Source organism: Natrinema pallidum, assembly GCF_005890195.1.
Classification (GTDB): domain Archaea; phylum Halobacteriota; class Halobacteria; order Halobacteriales; family Natrialbaceae; genus Natrinema; species Natrinema pallidum.
On record NZ_CP040637.1, the window covers coordinates 2,343,421 to 2,363,515 of the forward strand.

15 protein-coding genes and 1 pseudogene are annotated in these 20,095 nt (G+C 64.5%); 9 read left to right on the forward strand and 7 right to left on the reverse strand.

Annotated features, from left to right (window positions below; all coding sequences use genetic code 11):
* Window positions 1-147 precede the first annotated feature (147 nt).
* From FGF80_RS11690 to FGF80_RS11700, 3 genes are read right to left on the reverse strand one after another with little or no spacing between them, the layout of a single operon-like run.
* Window positions 148-1,167 carry a metal ABC transporter permease gene (locus FGF80_RS11690; protein ID WP_138654163.1) on the reverse strand — a complete coding sequence of 340 codons (1,020 nt, stop codon included), beginning with the start codon at window positions 1,165-1,167 and terminating at the stop codon, window positions 148-150.
* Window positions 1,167-1,904 carry a metal ABC transporter ATP-binding protein gene (locus FGF80_RS11695; protein ID WP_006186603.1) on the reverse strand — a complete coding sequence of 246 codons (738 nt, stop codon included), beginning with the start codon at window positions 1,902-1,904 and terminating at the stop codon, window positions 1,167-1,169. The genes FGF80_RS11690 and FGF80_RS11695 overlap by 1 nt, the downstream gene beginning before the upstream one ends.
* Window positions 1,901-2,974 carry a metal ABC transporter substrate-binding protein gene (locus FGF80_RS11700; RefSeq protein WP_138654165.1) on the reverse strand — a complete coding sequence of 358 codons (1,074 nt, stop codon included), beginning with the start codon at window positions 2,972-2,974 and terminating at the stop codon, window positions 1,901-1,903. The genes FGF80_RS11695 and FGF80_RS11700 overlap by 4 nt, the downstream gene beginning before the upstream one ends.
* A 392-nt stretch (window positions 2,975-3,366) precedes the next feature.
* Here FGF80_RS11700 and FGF80_RS11705 point away from each other — a divergent pair, with 392 nt between their 5' ends.
* The 4 genes from FGF80_RS11705 to FGF80_RS11720 all read left to right on the forward strand — a co-directional run bounded on the left by FGF80_RS11705 (window position 3,367) and on the right by FGF80_RS11720 (window position 7,699).
* Complete coding sequence (locus FGF80_RS11705) at window positions 3,367-3,741, forward strand: cupin domain-containing protein (protein ID WP_006186601.1); 375 nt, start codon at window positions 3,367-3,369, stop codon at window positions 3,739-3,741.
* A 139-nt stretch (window positions 3,742-3,880) separates the two neighbouring features.
* Window positions 3,881-4,306 carry a hypothetical protein gene (locus tag FGF80_RS11710; protein ID WP_138654167.1) on the forward strand — a complete coding sequence of 142 codons (426 nt, stop codon included), beginning with the start codon at window positions 3,881-3,883 and terminating at the stop codon, window positions 4,304-4,306.
* Window positions 4,307-4,386: 80 nt separating this feature from the next.
* The gene (locus FGF80_RS11715; protein ID WP_006186599.1) at window positions 4,387-5,538 is read left to right on the forward strand and encodes an acyl-CoA dehydrogenase family protein; all 1,152 of its coding nucleotides are present in this window, start codon (window positions 4,387-4,389) and stop codon (window positions 5,536-5,538) included.
* A 187-nt stretch (window positions 5,539-5,725) separates the two neighbouring features.
* The gene (locus FGF80_RS11720; protein WP_138654169.1) at window positions 5,726-7,699 is read left to right on the forward strand and encodes a PAS domain S-box protein; all 1,974 of its coding nucleotides are present in this window, start codon (window positions 5,726-5,728) and stop codon (window positions 7,697-7,699) included.
* Here FGF80_RS11720 and FGF80_RS11725 read toward each other — a convergent pair.
* A complete protein-coding gene (locus tag FGF80_RS11725; RefSeq protein ID WP_138654171.1) occupies window positions 7,684-8,256 on the reverse strand; it encodes a HalX domain-containing protein in 573 nt (190 codons plus the stop codon). The two genes, FGF80_RS11720 and FGF80_RS11725, sit on opposite strands and share 16 nt — an antisense overlap.
* Window positions 8,257-8,540: 284 nt before the next feature.
* Window positions 8,541-10,514, reverse strand: coding sequence for a 3-hydroxyacyl-CoA dehydrogenase/enoyl-CoA hydratase family protein (locus FGF80_RS11730; protein WP_006186596.1), 1,974 nt, complete (start codon window positions 10,512-10,514; stop codon window positions 8,541-8,543).
* Between the two features lie 115 nt (window positions 10,515-10,629).
* On the opposite strand from FGF80_RS11730, the gene FGF80_RS11735 reads away from it, so the two are divergent.
* Complete coding sequence (locus FGF80_RS11735; RefSeq protein WP_006186595.1) at window positions 10,630-11,775, forward strand: acyl-CoA dehydrogenase family protein; 1,146 nt, start codon at window positions 10,630-10,632, stop codon at window positions 11,773-11,775.
* Between the two features lie 31 nt (window positions 11,776-11,806).
* On the opposite strand, the pseudogene FGF80_RS11740 reads toward FGF80_RS11735, so the two are convergent.
* Window positions 11,807-12,537: pseudogene (locus FGF80_RS11740) on the reverse strand (IS6 family transposase).
* A 355-nt stretch (window positions 12,538-12,892) separates the two neighbouring features.
* On the reverse strand, window positions 12,893-13,519 hold the full coding sequence (locus FGF80_RS11745) for a hypothetical protein (RefSeq protein ID WP_138654173.1): 627 nt from the start codon (window positions 13,517-13,519) through the stop codon (window positions 12,893-12,895).
* A 272-nt stretch (window positions 13,520-13,791) separates the two neighbouring features.
* On the opposite strand from FGF80_RS11745, the gene FGF80_RS11750 reads away from it, so the two are divergent.
* From FGF80_RS11750 to FGF80_RS11765, 4 genes are all read left to right on the forward strand, one after another.
* Entirely contained in the window at window positions 13,792-14,541 is a 750-nt protein-coding gene (locus FGF80_RS11750; protein WP_006186592.1) for a helix-turn-helix domain-containing protein, read from the forward strand.
* A gap of 66 nt (window positions 14,542-14,607) precedes the next feature.
* Window positions 14,608-17,109, forward strand: coding sequence for a heavy metal translocating P-type ATPase (locus FGF80_RS11755; RefSeq protein WP_138654175.1), 2,502 nt, complete (start codon window positions 14,608-14,610; stop codon window positions 17,107-17,109).
* A gap of 276 nt (window positions 17,110-17,385) precedes the next feature.
* Complete coding sequence (locus FGF80_RS11760) at window positions 17,386-19,266, forward strand: L-aspartate oxidase (RefSeq protein WP_138654177.1); 1,881 nt, start codon at window positions 17,386-17,388, stop codon at window positions 19,264-19,266.
* A gap of 76 nt (window positions 19,267-19,342) precedes the next feature.
* A complete protein-coding gene (locus FGF80_RS11765) occupies window positions 19,343-19,933 on the forward strand; it encodes a DNA-3-methyladenine glycosylase family protein (RefSeq protein WP_006186589.1) in 591 nt (196 codons plus the stop codon).
* Window positions 19,934-20,095 lie beyond the last annotated feature (162 nt).

Genomic DNA, 20,095 nt, shown 5'->3' on the forward strand with positions numbered 1-20,095 from the left:
TTTCGGCCGGGATCGGGTGCCGGAAAGCATGGCTCGGGGTCGAGCCGTCGCTGTCGTCGGGTGTGAGCACGAACGGCAACCGGACGGTGGCGTTCGATGTATCGCCTGGATCGACGGTTACGAACCGAAACCCGGCCGTGCCGGGACTCAGTGCGTCGATATCGGTGCCGTCGACCGACTCGAGGCGAGGATCGCGAGCAGGTAACAGGCGATGGCGACGACGACGATCGAGCCGCCGGTGGGCAGCCCCTGGGAGATCGAGACCACGAAGCCGCCGATAACCGACACCTGCCCGAAGAGAATCGACAGCGAGAGCGTCTCTCGGAAGCTGTGGGCGACCTGCGTGGCCGCGGCGACGGGGACGACGAGCATCGCGGCGACGAGGATGACGCCGAGGATCTGCATCGCGCCGACGACGACGATCGCCGTCATCACGATCAGCAGCGTGTTGTACCAGGTGACGTTGAGCCGCGCGACGCGGGCGGCCTGCTCGTCGAACGTGATGAAAAGCAACTGTTTGTACGTCGCGACGATGACGCCGACGACGAGGACGCTGATGACGGCCATCAGCCGTGCCCCCGACGGAGTGACGACCGAGATGTTCCCGAAGAGGTAGCCCTCGACGTTGAACCCGCTCATCCCGCGGCCGTAGCTGATGATGAGCGTCCCGACGGCGAAGCTCCCGGTCAGCATGATCGCGATCGGGACATCGCCGTAGGTGTTGGTCCGCTCGGCCAGCCACTGGACGCCCAGGGCACCGAGGATTCCCACGACGAGCGCGACGAGCATGAGCGATCCTTCCCAGCCGGTCGTCGCGCTCACGAGGAGACCGACGGCGACCCCGGCGAAGGCCGTATGCGCCAGCGTCTCGCCGATCAGGGCCATCTCGCGGTGGACGAGATAGGTGCCGACCAGGGGCGCGACGACTCCGATCAGGATTCCGGTCGCGATCGATCGCCACATGAACGGATGGGAGAAGACGTTCGTCCCGAGGAGGGAGTCGAGCAATCGACCCGCGATCCGAGCCTGATCGTAGAGGCCGCCAACGAGGGGGTACGATCGCAGTGCATCGACGGTCAGCAGGCCGATCATCGCGACCGCGAGGATCGCGGTCAGTCCGAGCCCGATCTGCTCGAGTCGGCGGCGGAGAGGTCCGGTCCGTCCCATTAGTGGTGGTGATGAAGGACCTGGCCCGTCGCACCGTAGGCCTCGGTCAGGGCGTCGCTTTCGACGAACGATTCGGTGTCACCGTGGTGGTAAAGCTCCGTGTTGATGCAGGCGATCCGATTTGCGCGATCCGTGACGACGCCGATGTCGTGTTCGATCAGAATGATCGTCATCCCCGACGCGTTGAGCGACTCGAGCAACTGGTAGAACGCGTCGCGGGATTCGGCGTCGACGCCGACGGTCGGCTCGTCCAACGCCAGCAGGTCCGCTTCGGAGGCCAGCGCGCGTGCGATGTAGGCCCGCTGGCGTTGGCCGCCGGAGAGTTGGTTGACCTGTCGGTCGGCCAGGTCGGCGATGCCGACCGTCTCGAGCGCGTCGTCGACGGTCGCGCGGTCCGCGTCGGTCAGTCGCCCGTGGCCCGCGTGCGCGAACCGGCCCATGGTGACGGCCTCGCGGACGGTGACCGGCATCGAGCCGCCGCGGCTGGTCGCCTGTTGGGAGACATAGCCGATCCGCTCGCCGTCGTCGAACGCGGCGACCGGTTCGCCGAAGAGTTCGATCGAGCCGCTGTCGGGACTGTGCAGGCCGAGCATGAGATGCAGGAGGGTCGTCTTCCCCGACCCGTTGGGTCCGACCAGCCCCAAAAAGTCACCCTCCTCGACCGTCAGCGAGACGTCTTTGACGGCCGGCTGCTCGGCGTAGGCAAACGTCACGTTCTCGAGGTTGACGACGGTCACTGTGCTCCTAGTGCCTCTCTGAACGCGGGGAGGTTTATTTCTTCCATCTGGGTCCGGTAGCCCCAGCCCTGCTCGTGCCACTTCGCGAGGGTACCCGAGAGATGGGTCAGCGGCATCGCGTCGGTGGCGTTGCTCCCCTCGAGGATGGTATCGACGAGCGGCGGATACTGGCTGTTGGGTGCCTCGAAGGGATCGTAAAGGATCGTCTCGATCCCGTCCGAATCGACCAGATCGATCGTCTCGGAGATTTCCTCGGCGGACGGGTTCTCCTGGGGCGAGACCCCGACGGGCGTGTGAAGCTCGAACCCGTATCGCTCCTGAAGGTAGGTAAAGGAGTCGTGGCCGGCGAAGACGGCGGTCCGTCGATCCGCCGTCTCGAACAGTTCGCGAAGCGTTCGGTCGAGGGACTCGAGGCCCGACGTGTACTCGTCGGCGTTGGTCTCGTAGGTCTCGGCGGCGTCCGGGTCCGCCTCTGCGAGTCCATCGGCGATGGTGGTGACGATGTCCTGTGCGAGGACCGGATCGAGCCAGGCGTGGGGATCGATCGACGACCGGTCGTGGTCGTGTCCATCGTGAGCATCGGCTCCGTGGTGATGCCCATCGTGATCGTCGTGCTCATGGTGATGTCCGTCGTCATGGTCGCCGTGGCCGTCGGGATGAGCGCCGACATCGACCTCGTGATCCCAGCCGAGGAGTCGGTCGTCCAGCCCGTCGAGCCCGTCGATCACGGTGACCGTGTCGTAGTCGGCCTCGAGCGTCGCCGCGATATCCTGCGCCCACGAGAACTCGGGCGTATCGAAGTAGACGAACACACCGGAGTCCGCGATGTCTCGCGTGAGGTCGCCGCTGGGTGACCAGCCGTGTCCGGCCTGGCCCGTTCCGATCGGATTCCGGAAGTCGACCGCGTCGCCGCTCACTCGGTCGGCCCAATCCCACAGGGTGAAGAAGGCGGCGTAGCCGCTATCGAACGCCGCATTCACGTTGCCGACGTCGTCGAGGCAGCCGGCGAGTGCTCCAGTCGCAACTGCGCCGGTCCCCCCTTTCACCAGCGCACGTCGTGTCAGCTTCATACAGGTGAGTCGTCCCAGCGGAGTATAAGAGTTATTATCTCGTTAGTGGATATTATTAATTCTGGGCGCTGGATGGCCTCTCTGTTAATAACATGTCGTGCTATAGCGAGCCGAGTTATTACCGCACTCGAGAGAACGGGAGGCGAGTCGACCCAACGGGAGCGGGAGCGTGTTCCCGACGCGAGTGCACGCGTGCCGCGGCCGACCTGCGATGGATGCCACCACGTGCGACGTGGACTCCCATCGAAGAGGCCGGGACGCTACCGTCCCGCGGAGGGCGTCTCGATCGTCTGCTACCGGCCGCGTGAGCGATTCGTCGACCTGCTCGTCGACCCGCTACCTGATTGCAGTCGATAGTATGGTTTTACTGTTGTCCTCGCGAATGTGGCAATATGACATACCGAAAGGTCAACTACGAGGAGGTCGAGCAGGTCTCGAGCGCGATGCACGTTCTCAGCGATCCCCTCGAGACCGAGCAGGTGGGGGTAACGGTCGCCCGCTGCGATCCCGGCTGGAACAGCAAGCCCCACGACCACACGGACAACGACCACGAGGAGGTCTACGTTCTCATCGAGGGGACGGCGACGGTCGTCGTTGACGACGAACCGGTCGCGATGGAGACCGGCGACGCGCTGTGGATTCCGCCCGAATCGACGCGCCAGATCCGCAACGGCGACCGCGAGAGTGCGTTCGTGCTCGTGAGCGCGCCGAGTATCGCGGACGAGGACGGCGACGAGGAGTGGTCGCTGTCCGGCTTCGCCGGCTAGTCGAGTCGTCGACGGGCCGATTTCGGGCCACGGGACCGACCGACTGCGTGACGACTTAGTAGTCACACGGTGTCGTCACCGTGGGTGACTCCCGATTTACTCGAAACACCACGCAGCGATCTCGCTGGTCGTCGCCGGCGTGCTGGTGGTCCTGCTCCCGCCGGTTTCCGTGCTTGGCCACTCGATCCCGTCTGCGGCGGTCGTCGCCTACGGCACCGCCGTCGGCGTCTGCATCGATTTCGATCACGTCCTCATCGCCCGGTTCAAGACCGGGCGCTGGGACGCCGTACGGTTCTGTCTCTCGAACCCGCGTGCAGCGGTCACCGATCAGTCGGAAATTTTCGAACCCGGCGATGTGGGCGTCCTCTCGCGACTGTTGAGCCACGTGGTGATCGCCGGCGTCGTCGTTCCGGCGACCGCCGCCGTCAGTCTCCCCCTCGCGATCGTGACCGGCGTCGTCCTCTATACCCACCTGCTGGCCGATCTCGTCTGGGACATCCACCTGCTCGAGGCGCACGCGGATCGGGCGGTTTCGACGGACGACCTCGTCCGCAGGCTCCGATAATGGGAGCGCGCCGCGAAAGCGCGGGTTCGGGTTGCACTATTCGCCCCCGACTATTTCCACCGCCGGTCCGTCTTGCGAGTATGGAACTGCTCGACGATAGCATCGTCCCGGAACACGCACGCGACATCAAGGCAGAGGCCCGCGAGTTCGCACAGGACCATATCAAACCCAACGCCCAGGAGTACTTCCAGTCGGGGGACTATCCCGAGGAGATCCTCGAGGCGGGTCGCGAAGCGAACCTCGTCGCACAGGATATCCCCGAAGAATGGGGCGGTCGGGGACTCGATCTGGCCCAACTGCTCGCGATGACGGAGGAGTTCTACCGAGCCGACGCGGGGATCGCACTGACGCTGCAGTTGGCGAGTTTCGGCTGTGAGATTACCTACGAGCACGGCTCCGAGGAGCAGTGCGAACGATACGTTCGACCCGTTGCGGAGGGTGAGCAACGGTCCGGTCTGGCGGTCTCGGAGCCGGAGACGGGCAGCGACCTCGCGGGGATGCAGACCACGGCCGAGAGAGACGGCGACGAGTACGTCATCAACGGCGAAAAATACTGGATCGGCAACGGCGTCGAAGCGGACTGGATAACGCTCTACGCGCGCACCGGCGACGACGAGGACAACCGCTACGGCAATCACTCGATGTTCATCGTCCCGACGGATACGGACGGCTACGAGGCCGAACACATCCCCGAGAAGATGGCGATGCGCGCCTCGAAACAGGCACACATCGAGTTCGACGACTGCCGGATTCCCGCGGCGAACCTGATCGGGTCGGAGGGTGACGGCTTCATGCTGCTCGCGGACTTCTTCAACCACGGCCGCGTCGCCGTCGCCGGCCACGGCATCGGTATCGCGGCGGCCGCCATCGAAGAAGCCTGGGAGTTCACTCACGATCGCGAGGAGTTCGGCCGGACGATCAGCGACTTCCAGTCCGTCCAACACGGCCTCGCGGACATGTTGGTCGAGTTCGAGAGCGCCCGGACCCTCGTCTGGCGCGCCCGCGAGAAGGTCGCCGAGGCGGACAACGCGGGCTACTGGGCTGCGATGGCGAAGACGAAGGCGACCGAGACGGCCGTCGACGTCGCGGAGCAGGGGATGCAGTTCCACGGCGGCCGATCGGTCCTCGACGAGCGACGGATCGCCCGCGTCTACCGCGACGCACGAATCCCCGTCATCTACGAGGGTGCAAACGAGATTCAGCGCAACCTGATCTACGGCCAGGCTCCCTGAGCGAGCGCGAGCGGCGGCCCGTCGCCTGTTCTCCCCGGACGTTCGCCCCGTGAACCGACCGGGGCCGAGCCCCGAGCCGTCCGGCGATAGACCGATCAGCCGAAAGAACGATCCCGTTCGGGGTCATGTCCCTCGTCAAACACGCTATCGTCGCGCTAGAGATGTTTCACGCCAGCTTTCCACCGATATGAGTCGGTCACGCGTACTCTGTGTCAGTGCCGATCGCTCGACGCGGGCGTCGCTTACGCTGTCGCTGACGGACGCACCCGTCGATGTCATCATCGCACAGCGATTCGTCGACGCGATCGACCGGCTCAATCACGAGTCGATCGACGCAGTCGTCATCGATGCGAGAACGATCGCAAACACCGCCGCGCTCGTCGATGCCGTCGAGTCGGGGACGCCGACGTTCGTCTACCAGGAGACGGATGGCGATACCGGCGCCGTGCTGGCACGGGTCACCACTCCGGCAGCCGACGACGAGTCGGCGACGCGCCTCTCGAACACGATCACCGAACACATCGCAGCAGGGACGGATGCCGAACTGCCGACCGAACCCGAGGGCGACGCCGGCGGGAGCGCCACGGCCGACGGGACCGTCGCCGCGGAGCGGGACCTCCCCGACGACCTCGAGCGACTCGTGAGTCGCGTCCGGAGTCGGTTGGTCGACGCCACATCGTTGCTGACCGTCGAACGCGTGCTCCGCGAGGAACTGACGGACGGCGATCGATTCGCGTTCGTCTGGCTCGGGGAGTACGACCGCCGCGAACGGGCGATCATTCCGTGGCTGTCCGATCCCGACGCCACCGAGTGGCCGCTCCAGCAAACGTTCGATATCGGCACCGGCGACCACCCGCTGCTCGAACGCGTGATCCGAACCCGAACCCTTCGGACCCACCAGTACGACGCGGACACCAGCGGTGCGGTCCCCTTCGACGATCGTGCGTTCGAGCGGGGTGTTCGGTCGGTCGCAGCCATCCCACTCGCCGCAAACGGCGACCTGTACGGCGTCGCCGTCATCTACGCGACGGAACGACTCTCCGAACACGAACGGGACGCGGTTCGGGCGATCGCCGAGGCCGCGTCCCACGTCCTCGAGACGATCGCCGTCCGGGGGCGGCTCGAGCAACGGGAACGAACGCTCAACCGGTACGAGCGACTCGTCGAGACGGCCGGCGACGGAATGTACGTGCTCGACGACGCGGGCCACCTCATGACCGTCAACGACGCGCTCGTCGAGATGACCGGATTCAGTCGTGAAGGGCTACTCGGCGAGCACGTCTCGATTCTGTTCGATCCCGAGGATATCGAGGCCGGCAAGACGATCATCCGTTCGCTCCTCGCAAGCGGCGAGAGCACCGACACGCTCGAGTTGAGCGTGGAGACGAAAGCCGGAGCAACGATCCCCTGTGAAGTCCAGATTGCCGTTCTGGTTCCCGACGGCGAGTTCCGTGGCTCGGTCGGCGTGCTTCGCGATGTCACCGAGCGGAAACGGCAGGAACGGAAGCTTCGCGAACGTAACGAGCGACTCGATGCCTTTGCACGGATCGTCAGCCACGACCTCCGGAACCCGCTCGGCGTCGCACAGGGCTATCTGGACCTGTTCGAGGAAACCGGCGACTCCGGATACGCCGCGAAGACTCGCAACGGACTCGACCGGATGGAGTCGATCATCGATGACGTCCTGGCCATCGCCCGCGAGGGGGAGTGGGCCGCCGACACCGAACCCGTCGACCTCGAGTCGGTCGCTCGCGAGGCGTGGGCTCACGTCTCGACCGCCGGGGCGACGCTGTCGGTCACGGAAACGATGACGCTCTCGGCCGACCGGTCGAGACTCTTGCGACTTCTCGAGAACTGTTTCCGGAACAGTATCGAACACGGCGAGACGACCGAAACCGTTCGCATCGGTCCCCTCGAGAACGACGAGCGGCCGGACGCGGCGCGGGGGTTCGTTATCGAGGATGACGGTGAGGGACTCCCCGCGAAACTCCGGGACGAACTCTTCGATCCGTCGGCATCCACGTCGACGGAAGGGTTAGGGATCGGCCTCTGGATCGTCAGAGAAGTCGCTACCGGGCACGGGTGGTCGGTCGTCGCGACGGAGAGCGAGAGCGGAGGAGCACGCCTCGAGTTCGAACTCGACGCTCAGTTCTCGGACTGAAGGTCCTGAAACGCGCCGACGAAGTCGTCGTGGGTGGACATGTCCGAGACCGTCTCGTCGACTCGCTGCTCGAGCGCTTCGACCTGGTCACAGAGGTCCTGATACTCCGTGTTGTCCGCGAGTTCGCGGTCGGCTTTCTCGGACTCCAGTAACGCCTTCTTCGAGACGAGGGCGTAGTACTCCTGAATGTCGGCTTCGTAGTCCGATCGATCGGCCACATCCGCGACCATCTCGACGAGTTCGTCCTTCGAGACCGGTTTGACGAGGTAGTCGTCGAAGCCCATCTCGATGATATCGAAGTCGGGGTCGACCGCCGTCACCATGACGACCCGCGAATCGTATCCCTGCCCGCGGATTTGCTCGAGTACTTCGTCACCGGAGAGTCCCGGCATCCGCCGGTCTAACAGGACGACCTCGACGGAATCGGCCATCTTCTCGAGTGCCTCCTCGCCGTCGTACGCCGTCTCGATGACCCACTCGCCCTGCAGCCACGCGGCGAACAGGTCCGCAAGTCGGGCTTCGTCGTCGACGACGAGCACCTCGGGCCCGTCATTCATTGGGTTCCCCCTCCGTTCTCTTCATCGATTACAGCCACGCGTCACCAATGGTACCTCTGGGTGATAAATCTCGCGACCAACCATCAGATTTTGTTGGTGGAGATGATATATAGTCGACACGGACGCGAGATCGTTCGGCAAGCGGCGTCGCGTTCACTTCGAACGCTGACATATCGTCGGAGCGGCGGCCGGTTGCCGACGGCCGGACGGGGGTACCAACGCGACGAACTCGGTCGGACGGTTCGGACCGACCCCGCCGTTCAGTCGCGATCGGTCGGCATCGCTTATTTGCCTTCGAACTCCGGCTCCTCGTCGCCCATGAAGGCCGTAATACCCTCCATCAGGTCGTCGGTCGCCATCAGGTGCCCGAAGGCGGACGCCTCGTACTCGAGGCCGGCCGCCGTGTCGTCGCGGCCGGCGAGCATCGCGCGCTTGGTGAATCGCTGGGCGATCGGCGGGCCGCCGGCGAGTTCGGTCGCCATCTCGAGCGCGCGGTCCTCGAGTTCGTCGTTGCCGACGCGTTCGTTGACGAAGCCGTAGTCGGCCATCGTTTCGGCGTCGTAGCGCTCCGCGGTGAGGATGATCTCCTTGGCTCGCCCCTCGCCGACGATGTGCTTGAGCCGCTGGGTGCCGCCCCAGCCGGGAATGAGTCCGAGATCGAGTTCGGGCTGGCCGAACTCGGACCGGTCACTCGCCACGCGCAGGTCGGCACACGTTGCGAGTTCCATCCCGCCGCCGAGACAGAAGCCGTCGATGCCGGCGACGACGGGCATATCGCAGGCCTCGAGTTCGCCGAACGTCGACTGCCCCAGCCGCGAGAGTTCCTGTCCCTCGATCGGATCGGCACCGTCGCCGGCCATGCTCTGGACATCCGCTCCCGCCGAGAAGGCCTTCTCACCCTCGCCGGTGACGAGGAGCGCTCGAACCTCGTCGTCGGCCTCGAGGTGCTCGATCGCCGTCGACAGTTCCTCGAGGAGGTCGTCGCTGATGGTGTTCATCCGGTGGGGTCGGTCGAGGACGACGTGGCCGACCATGTCACCGGGGTACTCGACGCGGATCGTCTCGAAGTCCATCGCGTCCGCGTCCTCCTCGTCGTCGTAGAACCCGCCCGCCTCGGCCCGGTCCGCGAGGTACGACGCGGGCGCGTACCGCTCGTGGCCGGTCTCCTCGTAGGCCTCAGTGAGCGTTTCGTGGAGCGCCTCGAGACCGTAGTCGTCGACCATTTTGACGGGCCCGTCGGGGAAGCCGGCCCCGAGCTTGACGGCCTCGTCGATCGACTCCGGCGGGGCGACGTCGCCGCCGATCAGCTTCGCGGCCTCGTTCGCCATCGTCGCGAGGAGCCGTTCCGTGACGAACTCCGACTGTTGGTCGGTCGGGATATCGACGCCGTCGCCGTCCTCGTAATCGTAGAAGCCCTTGCCCGTCTTCTTGCCGAACTCCTCGTTTTCGACTTTCTCCGCGAGCAGCGGGGCCGGCTCGTAGGCCTCGCCCAGCACCTCGTTCATGTACTCGAGGACGTGGTAGCTGACGTCGTTGCCGACCTGGTCGCCGAGTTCGAAGCTCCCCATCGGCAGGCCCATGTCGTACTTCGTCGTCGAGTCGACCTCGGCGATGGTCGCCTCGTCCTCGCTGACGAGCCACGCAGCCTCGTTCATCAGGGGAACGAGAATGCGGTTGACGATGAACCCGGGCGAGTCCTTGTGGACCCGCACCGGCGTCTTACCGAGGTCCTCGGCGAGCTCCGCCGTCAGATCGAGCGTTTCTGCGGCGCTCTCGGCACCCGCAATCACTTCCACGAGCGGCATCCGGACCGGTGGGTTGAAGAAGTGCATCCCGCAGAACTGCTCGGGACGGTCGGTGAATTCCGCGAGATCGGTGATCGAGAGGCTCGAGGTGTTCGTCGCGAAGATAGCGTGCTCCGGCGCGGCCTCCTCGAGTTCGGTGTACACGTCACGTTTGATCTCCATCTGTTCGGGGACCGCTTCGATGACGAAATCGGTGTCGGCGACGGCCTCCTCCATGTCGACCAGCGGCGTCACCCGCTCTTTGGCGGCGTCGGCCTCCTCGTCGGTGAGCTGGTCGTTCTCGGCGAGCTTGTTCAGCGACCACTCGATCTGTTCGTAGCCGTTCTGAACGAACTCGTCTTTGATATCCCGCATGTTCACGTCGTAACCCGCCATCGCGGCGACCTCGGCGATACCGTGACCCATGTTGCCCGCACCCAGAACTGTGATGGTGTTGATGTCCTCGATGTCCATGGTCAAAAATCCTATTCGAACCCGTTTCAACGTTTCCCTCTCACAGAGTAGAAACGATAATTCGGTTTACTACCGGTTACAAAGCTCTTTATCGTTTGCATCGTAACGATTGTCCATGGAATTCGGACTCAGCGAAGAACAGGAACAGATCCGCGATGAGGTTCGCCGGTTCGCCGAAAACGAGATCGTTCCGAACGCCGAGGAGTACGACACCGAAGAGAAGTTCCCCCACGAGATCGTCGACAAGGCCGCCGAAATGGGGCTGGTCGGCTCCTCGATCCCGATCGAGTACGGCGGTGCCGGCTACTCCACCCTCGAGTCGGCCATCATCGCCGAGGAACTGTTCTCCCACGACCCCGGGATCGCGCTCTCGATCATGGCCTGTTCGTTCGGGACCGAAGCCATCCGCGAGTTCGGGACCGAAGACCAGAAAGAGCGGTTCCTCGAGCCGGTCGCGACGGGCGAGAAGATCTCCGGCGCTGCGATCTCGGAACCCGATACCGGCTCGGACGTCTCGTCGGTCTCGACCCGCGCCGAGAAGGACGGCGACGAGTGGGTGATCAACGGCAACAAGATGTGGATCACCAACGGTACCGTCGGCGACTTCTTCGTCGTCTTCTGTAAGACCGACCCCGACGCGGACGGCCGCTACGACGGCTTCAGCCAGATCATCGTCGAGGCCGACCGCGACGGCGTCAGTTCGGACAAGATCACGGGCAAACTCGGCATCCGCGCCTCCGACACCGCCGAACTCATCTTCGACAACGTCCGCGTGCCCGAGGAGAACCTCGTCGGCGACCGGGACGCCGCGTTCCTCCAGCAGATGCATTTCTTCGACGCCACCCGAACCGGCGTCGCCGCACAGGGGCTCGGGATCGCCAAGGGGGCGCTCGAGGCGGCGCTCGACTACGCCGAGGACCGCGAGCAGTTCGGGCAGTCCATCTCCGAGTTCCAGGCCATCCAGCACAAGCTCTCTGAGATGGCCACCGAGACGGAGGCCGCGCGGAACCTGACCTACAAGGCCGCCTGGAACGTCGACCAGGGCAACGACATCACCAAGCTGGCATCGATGGCCAAGGAGTACGCCTCGCGGATCGCCGTCGAGGTGTCCAACGAAGCCGTCCAGATCCACGGCGGCTCCGGCTACGTCAACGACTTCCCCGTCGAGCGCTTCTACCGTGACTCGAAGATCACCCAGATCTACGAGGGCACCACCGAGATCCAGAAGAACGTCATCGCGCGGGAACTGCTAAACGACTAATTCCGGAGGTGCTACTCGAGATGGGCACTGTCTAGTTTAGCACCTCCGCTGGCGTCTGTCCGTTGAGTGAGTGGTGCGGTCGCTGTGTGTTGTAGTAGTGTACAAATTGTTCAAGCCATTCTCTGACGCTCGCCCGACTTCCCACCCACGAATTATGGAAGCGGTCGGTCCGCATTTTGAGCGTGTGAAACCACTTTTCCATGTGGTTTCGATCGACATAGTCGAGGAGACCGCTCAATCCCAATCGAGAGAGGGCAGTCAGATAGCCAGCACCATCGACGAGAAACTCAGCGTCGGAGAGATCGTGTTTCTCGGTGAGTCCATGCAGAAACGCAGCAGCTGGATCGGTGCCTCGCCGCCCAAAGAGCGCGACATCGAGAATGAGTTTCGTGTCAAGGTCTATTGCAGCGCACATCCAAGATCGATCGCCGTTAATCCTGACAACAGTTTTATCTACCGCGACCCGCGACGGCTTCGCCGTCCTCAGAACGCGAAGCGTTCTGATGGGCCGCACGAGAACTGTGTTCTCGTGGACGTCGGCGGGTCTGGCACACTGTCAGCTAGCCGATGCACCCAGTGCCAGATTGCTTGATGAGAGCGTTCAATGCCGAGTGAGCGAAGAATCGCTTGTGTCTCTCGGAGCGAACAACCAGCCGCGTGGAACTGGACGGCGAACGCCCTGACGGGCGTCGCCGTCCGCTCACGCTCCCAACATTCATCAAATTCCGCCGCGTAGCTCTCGCTGAGCAGGTCTGCGAGCATTGATCCAAACTAACTCTACGACCTGCTCGTTCCTCAAACTGTGCTAACTAGACGGTGCCCCGAGATGGGTAATGTATTCATTCAATGGCGAGGAAAAATATTGCAAGAATAATAGTTATAATTGTCAATAGAAGACCAAAAATATAATATATATTCTCAAAATTTGGATTTGATATGAATAAAAGTAGAATAAATATTGAACTGATAGCAATGATCTTCAGTGCTTGAGGATCGGGATTATACATCGTATGGAAATATTCCCTGATCTGGTTTAGCATGATTCACAATACTGTAAGATAGGTAATAAAACCTTGTGTGTGGTTAAAATACGGACTTTTGAATGGGTAGCATAGCCTCACTGTGGGTCAATACCTGGAACACCAATAACATTAGGGAGGAAGAAGACAATTTCAACGCCTTCTCCCTCCGCATTGTTGTCAAGTATCTGCCACCCTGTAGCTAGAAGGACGGCAGCACATTCGCTAATTACGAAGGCAGGTGCATTTACTGGTCCACCAGTGAGGATTGCAGCGATTTGAGCGGCACCCGCCCCAGCAAGCATTGCATCAATAACATCATTAGTAAGACAATGATCTATTTTGATAGTGTGCTTTACTCCATTTAATTGAGCAGAATTAGAGTAACTATTCTCACCAGGGCAGTCATCAGAAGTTGTGAATTGCGATTGCTGCTCGGATTGTACTACAACTTGACCGTCCTCGATCGTAAAACTAGCCTCACCAGTTTGTTTAGCCTTGTTCATCCCCTCAACCGCTTTCTTGATGTACTTCTCGTCTTTATCGCCCTGGTACTCCATGTATCCATCTTCATTAATTACGTAACCTTCACTGCCAGATGTTATCGTTTGAGCGCTTCCAACACCTGTTGCAAACAATGAGGCCACACTCAAGCCCCCAACACCGGTTGCTGCTTTTAGAATTTTTCTACGTCCACATCCATCATCGAATTCGTTGCTTTTCATCTGCGATTATATCTATATTAGATATGTATAAATAACTTATGTATATTCCCATATATAAAGAGAGAAGGCAATTCTTCACTCACTCGGTGCTGAACTCTCTCATCAAGTGTCGTCGCGAACGTCGAACTAATTCGCCCAGTCAGGCGATCACGATCGCCACCGATAGCGCGACGAAGACCACGTGCGCGAAGACGTGTTCGAACATCGCGGCCCCGGGTCTGACGATGGAAGCGAGCGGGAAACCCTTTGTCGCAGCGGTCCCTACCGTCGGTATGCGAGAGTTCGTCTTCGCCCTCGAGTACGAACCCGGCTGTAACAGGGTGGCGGACGCGCTCGCCGACCATCCCGACGCCAGAATCCGGTCGCTATCGCTGCACGCCACCGACGAGCGCCTCTGGCGGGTCGACCACGTGACCGGCACGGCGGCGGCCCTCGCGGATATCGAGGAGGCCTTTCTCAACAGCGACTACTACGCCGACTGTCTGGCGACCGACGACTGCGGCGCGACCCAGGCCACGCAAGTCCTCGACCGCACCGACGACACGCTCGTCCTCTACTCCGACTGGGAGCGCACCCCGACCTGTGCATCAGTCCCGCACATCGCCCGCGATCACCTCGGCGACGGCGTGCTGTTCGAGACGCGGCACGAGGGCCGCCACTACACGTGGCGGGTCGTCCACTCCGGCGAGGGCGACGCGGCGGGGTTCTTCGACGCTCTCGAGGCGGCGATCGGCGACAGCGCCCGGATGGAGATGCTCCGAACGGCCGACGCCGCCGCGTCGACGGGCGAACCGAACGACGGGGCGAACGGCCTCGCCCCCGAACAGGAGGCCGCGCTTCGGGGCGCGGTCGAACACGGGTACTACGAGTCGCCTCGAGAGATCGATGTCGGCGACCTCGCCGCCCATCTGGACGTACCCCGGTCGACGCTCACCTACCGGCTCCGCCGGGCCGAGGAACGGTTGGCCAAACGGTACGTCGCGGACGACGGATTTGCCGACGGGACGTCGACGCCACTCTAGCGGTGCCGCAGCGTCTTGGAATATTCCAACCAAGGCTTATCGAACTGACGCCCGTACCTCGACGTAATGAGTACTGAATCGGACGCGACGAGGGAGTCGGACGGTGGCGGCCAACGACGGGAGTTGACCGCCCGGCTCGCCGTCCCCGAGATGGACTGTCCGTCCTGTGCGGGGAAGGTCGACAAGAGCCTGGGACGAGTCGACGGAGTCGTCGACGCCGACCTCAATCCGACAACCGGGACGGCCACGGTCACGTACGATCCCGATCGAGCCGCCGAGGCCGACGTGGTCGAGGCGATCGAGGGTGCCGGCTACGAGGTCACCGGGGGAACGGACGGCGGTGACGGGGCGACCGAGTCGGACTCGAGCGCCGGCAGCGTCAACGTCGCGCCGCCCTCGGAGGTCTGGACGAGTCCCCGCGCGAAGAAGACGTGGCTCGGCGCGGTGTTCGTGGCCCTCGGGCTGAGCTTCGAGTTCGTCCTGACGGGCGGGAACGCCGCGGTAGCGAGCGTTCTCGAGTACCCGCTTCACGTCGCGGACCTGCTCTTCCTCGGGGCGGTCGCCGTTAGCGGCGTTCCCGTCGTTCGGAGCGGCTACTACTCCGCGACGAACCGGAGCCTCGACATCGACCTCCTGATGGGAACGGCGATCATCGCCGCGACCGGCATCGGCTACTTCGTCGAGGCCGCGACGCTGGCCGTCCTCTTCAGCATCGCCGAACTGCTCGAGGACTACGCGATGGACAGGGCCCGAGACTCGTTGCGCGAACTGCTGGAACTCTCGCCGGACGAGGCCACGGTCGTTCGCGACACCGGGTCGTCGGAGACGCCCCGAGCAGACGGCGAAGCCGTCGACGGCGCGGAGGTGACCGTCGACGCGGACGACGTGGCGGTCGGCGAGACCGTCGTCGTCCGGCCCGGCGACAAGATCCCGCTCGATGGCACGGTCCGCGAGGGCGGAAGCGCGGTCGACGAATCGCCGATTACCGGCGAGAGCGTCCCCGTTGACAAGTCCGAGGGCGACGAGGTGTACGCCGGTTCGATCACTGAGGATGGCTATCTCGAGGTCGAGGTGACCTCGACGGCGGGCGACTCGACGCTTTCGCGGATCATCGAGATGGTCCAGGGCGCACAAGCGAAGCAGACCGAGACCGAGCAGTTCGTCGACCGGTTCGCGGGGTACTACACGCCCGTCGTGGTCGTGCTGGCGATCCTGACCGCCGCCGTGCCGCCGCTGGTGATCGGCGATCCGGTCACCGCGGGCGTCGCCGGCTACGAGATCGCGTTCGCCGGCGACTGGGGGACGTGGTTCGTTCGCGGACTCACGTTGCTGGTGATCGCCTGTCCCTGTGCGTTCGTCATCTCGACGCCCGTGTCGGTGGTCTCGGGGGTCACGAGCGCCGCGAAGAACGGCGTCCTGATCAAAGGCGGCAACTACCTCGAGGCGATGGGCGAGGTCGATGTCGTCGCCGTCGACAAGACCGGGACGCTCACGAAAGGTGAGCTGGCCGTCACCGGTGTCGTCACGGTCGGCGACACCGACGAAGCGACGCTGCTGCGCCGCGCTGCCGGACTGGAGCGACGCAGCGAGCACCCCATCGCAGACGCGATCCTCGCCCGCGCCGACGAGGCGGGCGTCGGCGATCTCCCCGAACCGACGGGATTCGAGAGCCTGACTGGCAGAGGAATCCGCGGGGAGATCGACGTCTCCGGCGAAGCCGGAGGCTCGGCGGACGCGTCCGACGGTGGCGAGACCTACTACGTAGGCAAGCCCGCGCTGTTCGAAGAGTTAGGCTTCGATCTGTCGCGGGCCCATGCGGCCGCTGACGGCTCGTCGGACCCGCGGACTGACGGTGGCGTCGCCCCCGAGGGTGCGGTCGAGGCCGTCGAGGCGACGTTCGACGAGGGAACGCTCGCCGCGCTCGAGCGGGAGGGCAAAACGGTCGTCCTCGTCGGAACGGAGACGGCGTTGCTGGGCGCGATCGCGATCGCCGACGAGGTCCGACCCGCCTCGCGATGGGCGGTCGAGCGGCTCCACGCCCTCGGTGTCGAGCGCGTCGTGATGCTGACCGGGGACAACGAGGGGACGGCGCGGGCGATCGCCGAACAGGTCGGCGTCGACGAGTACCGCGCCGAACTCCTGCCCGACGAGAAGGTCGCGGCCGTCGAGGAACTGCAGGCGGCGTCCGGCGAGGTGGCGATGGTCGGCGACGGCATCAACGATGCGCCCGCGCTCGCGACCGCCGAGGTCGGCATCGCGATGGGCGCGGCCGGCACCGATACCGCCCTCGAGACGGCGGACATCGCACTGATGGGCGACGATATCGGGAAGTTACCGTATCTGTACGACCTGTCTCACACGGCCAACGGCGTCATCCGGCAGAACGTCTGGGCGAGCCTGGCCGTGAAGGCCCTGCTCGCGATCGGCGTGCCGCTGGGACTGGTGAGCGTCGCGCTGGCTGTCGTGGTCGGTGACATGGGGATGAGTCTCGGTGTCACTGGCAACGCGATGCGCCTCGCAAGCGTCGACCCCGAGCGGCCCGCGGATGCCGCGAGGGACGATCGGTAACGCCGCATCGTCCGGTCCGGAGTGAGGGGTGGCAGGCCCTCGAGATGCCCGGCGACACGATTGCCGTGGCTCGCGTCTCCGTGGACGGACGAGCCGATCGGGCGCGTCGAGTGTCGCTGACGGGCCGTCGCAGTTGGGTGATCGGTACGCGAGTCGACTTTCTCCGCAACGCTTGGCGACGATCGAAACACGAAAGTCGGCTCCAGAGTCGTTGAGGCGCGCGTTCTGCATCGTTCGGGACGATGCCTAAATCCGGCCGGCGGGTACGTTCACTCGATGACAAAAACACCAGCGAACGGTAACGGGACGACGGGCGATGAGCGCCGACCGACGAGCCACGACCCGTCGACCGCGGGCATCGAGAACCGCATCGAGACCGAGGGTGACCCCGGGTCCGGCGGTGGCCTCCCGTACGAGACGGTGACGACGCCCGTGCTCGTTGTCGGGGCGGGTGCGGCGGGCGCTCGCGTCGCGATCGAACTCGCCGAATCGGGGATCGATCCGCTCGTAATCGGCAAACGCGATCACGGCGATGCACACACGACGTGGGCGGCCGGTGGCATCAACGCCGCGCTGGGCTCGCTCGATCCCGAGGACGACTGGACGATCCACGCGGCGGACACGTTCACCGAGGGCCATCACCTGAACGACCCCGAAGCGGTCGAGTTGACGACCCGAGAGATGCCCGACCGCATCCGCGAACTCGAGGCGTGGGGGATGCCGTTCGACCGGACCGCGGACGGCGACATCAACCAGCGGTACTTCGGCGCGCAGTCCTACCGGCGGACCTGTTTCGTCGGCGACCGGACCGGCGAGGCCATGCTCGAGACGCTCATCGAGCGCGCGCAGGCCCTCGACGTACCCTACCGCGAGAACGTGCTGATCACGCGCTTGCTCTCGGACGGGGAGCGCGTCGACGGTGCCGTCGGCTTCGATATGGAGTCCGGCGAGGGACTGCTCGTCCGAACGAATCACGTCGTCCTCGCGGCGGGTGGGTTCTCGGCGCTCTATCACCGCCACTCCTCGCGGGACGACGAGAACAACGGCGACGGGCAGGCGCTGGCGCTCGAGGCGGGGGCGCGGCTGGTCGACCTCGAGTTCGTCCAGTTCCACCCGACCGGGATGGTCGGCGACCGCTACGGTGAGGAGTGGGACGGCCGACTGGTCACGGAGGCGGTCCGCGGCGAAGGCGGGCGACTGTACAACGCGCAGGGCGAGCGGTTCATGGAGCGATACTCGCCCGACCAGATGGAACTCGACGCCCGCGACGTCGTCGCACGCGCCATCGCACAGGAGGTCCGCGAGGGACGAGGCACCGACGACGGTGGCGTCTTCCTCGATATCTCCCACCGGGACGCCGCGTACATTCGCGAGCGGCTGCCGTCGATGGTCGAGCGCTTCGAGTCGCTGGGCGTCGACATCACCGCGGAACCGATGACGGTCGCCCCGACGGCCCATTACACGATGGGCGGCGTCGACATCGACTTCCGGACCGGTGAAACCGGCGTCGACGGGCTCTACGCCGTCGGCGAGACGGTGGCGGGCGTCCACGGCGCGAACCGCCTCGGCGGGAACTCGCTCGCCGAGACCGTCGCGATCGGCAAGCTCGTCGGCGACCATGTCGCGAGCGCGGTGACCGATGGCGACGCTGACCCCACCGTGACCGACGGCCAGCGAGCGCTCGCCGAACGTGAATTCGGCGCGCTCCGAGCGCTCGCCGATTCGGACGGGAGCGTCGCGCCGACGGCCCTTCTCGCGGAACTCGGCGACCTGCTGTGGGACCACGCCGGCATCCTCCGCGACGAGGCAGGGCTCCGCGAGGGGCTCGCGACGCTCGCGGACCTGCGGACGCGAACGGCCGACCTCCGCGTCGACGGCGACCTCACCTCGAAGTCCGTCGAGTACGCCGTCGACCTCTCGGCGAGCCTCACCGTCGCCGAAGCGATGCTCCAAGCGGCGCTCGAGCGATCCGAATCCCGCGGCGCTCATTATCGGACGGACGCCCCCGAGACGGACGCCGACTGGCGGGCCAATCTGGTCATCGCCGCCGGCACGGACGGCCTCTCGATCGGTCGGCGCGGCGTCGGCGAACCCAGCCCGGCCGTCCGAGAGGCGCTCGCGGAGGGGTACGAACTCGACTACCACCACCTCGAGTGAGCCGTCGGTTCGACCGTCCGTCCAACCGAGACGCATATGCGTTCGCGGCTCCCTACTCCCGTATCCACACCACCGTATGAACGAAGCGGCACACGCCGTCCTTCGCGACGATCCCGTGATGGCGGCGCTCGTCGATCGGCACGATCCCTACGTCGAACCGGACTGGAACGAGTACGAACGGCTCTGTATCTCGATCATCAACCAACAGCTCTCGACGGCGAGCGCGGCGGCGGTTCGAGAGCGCGTCTTCGACTTGCTCGAGGGGGACGTAACCCCGGCAACCGTCCTGGCTGCGGACGAGGCGGCGCTCCGCGATGCGGGCCTCTCCCGAAGCAAGGTCGAGTACATCCGAAACGCCGCGCGGGCGTTTCAGGAAACCGACTACACGCGGGCGGGGCTGGCCTCCTACGCCAACGACGAGGTCATCGACCTGTTGACCGAGATCAAGGGGGTCGGCGCGTGGACCGCACGCATGTACCTCCTGTTCGTCCTCGAGCGGCCCGATGTGCTTCCTCTCGGCGATCTCGCCGTTCGGCGCGGAATCGAGGAGTTGTACGCCGACGGCGACGAGTTGACCCGGGCGGAGATGCGCGAGATCGCCGAGCCGTGGCGGCCGTATCGGAGCGCCGCGACGCGATACATCTGGGCCGAGTACGAGTCCGATTGAACCGGGCGGGAACACGTCTCGTTCACTACGCGAGATGCGGACCGACCCCCGCAAGCGGTAAGCACGTGCTACGCGCGAGTCGAGCGATGAAACGGTTGCCAGCGGAGACGGCAATAGCGGATTACGACCCGGCCCGTGCCGGCCGCCAGCGGGGGGTCGAGA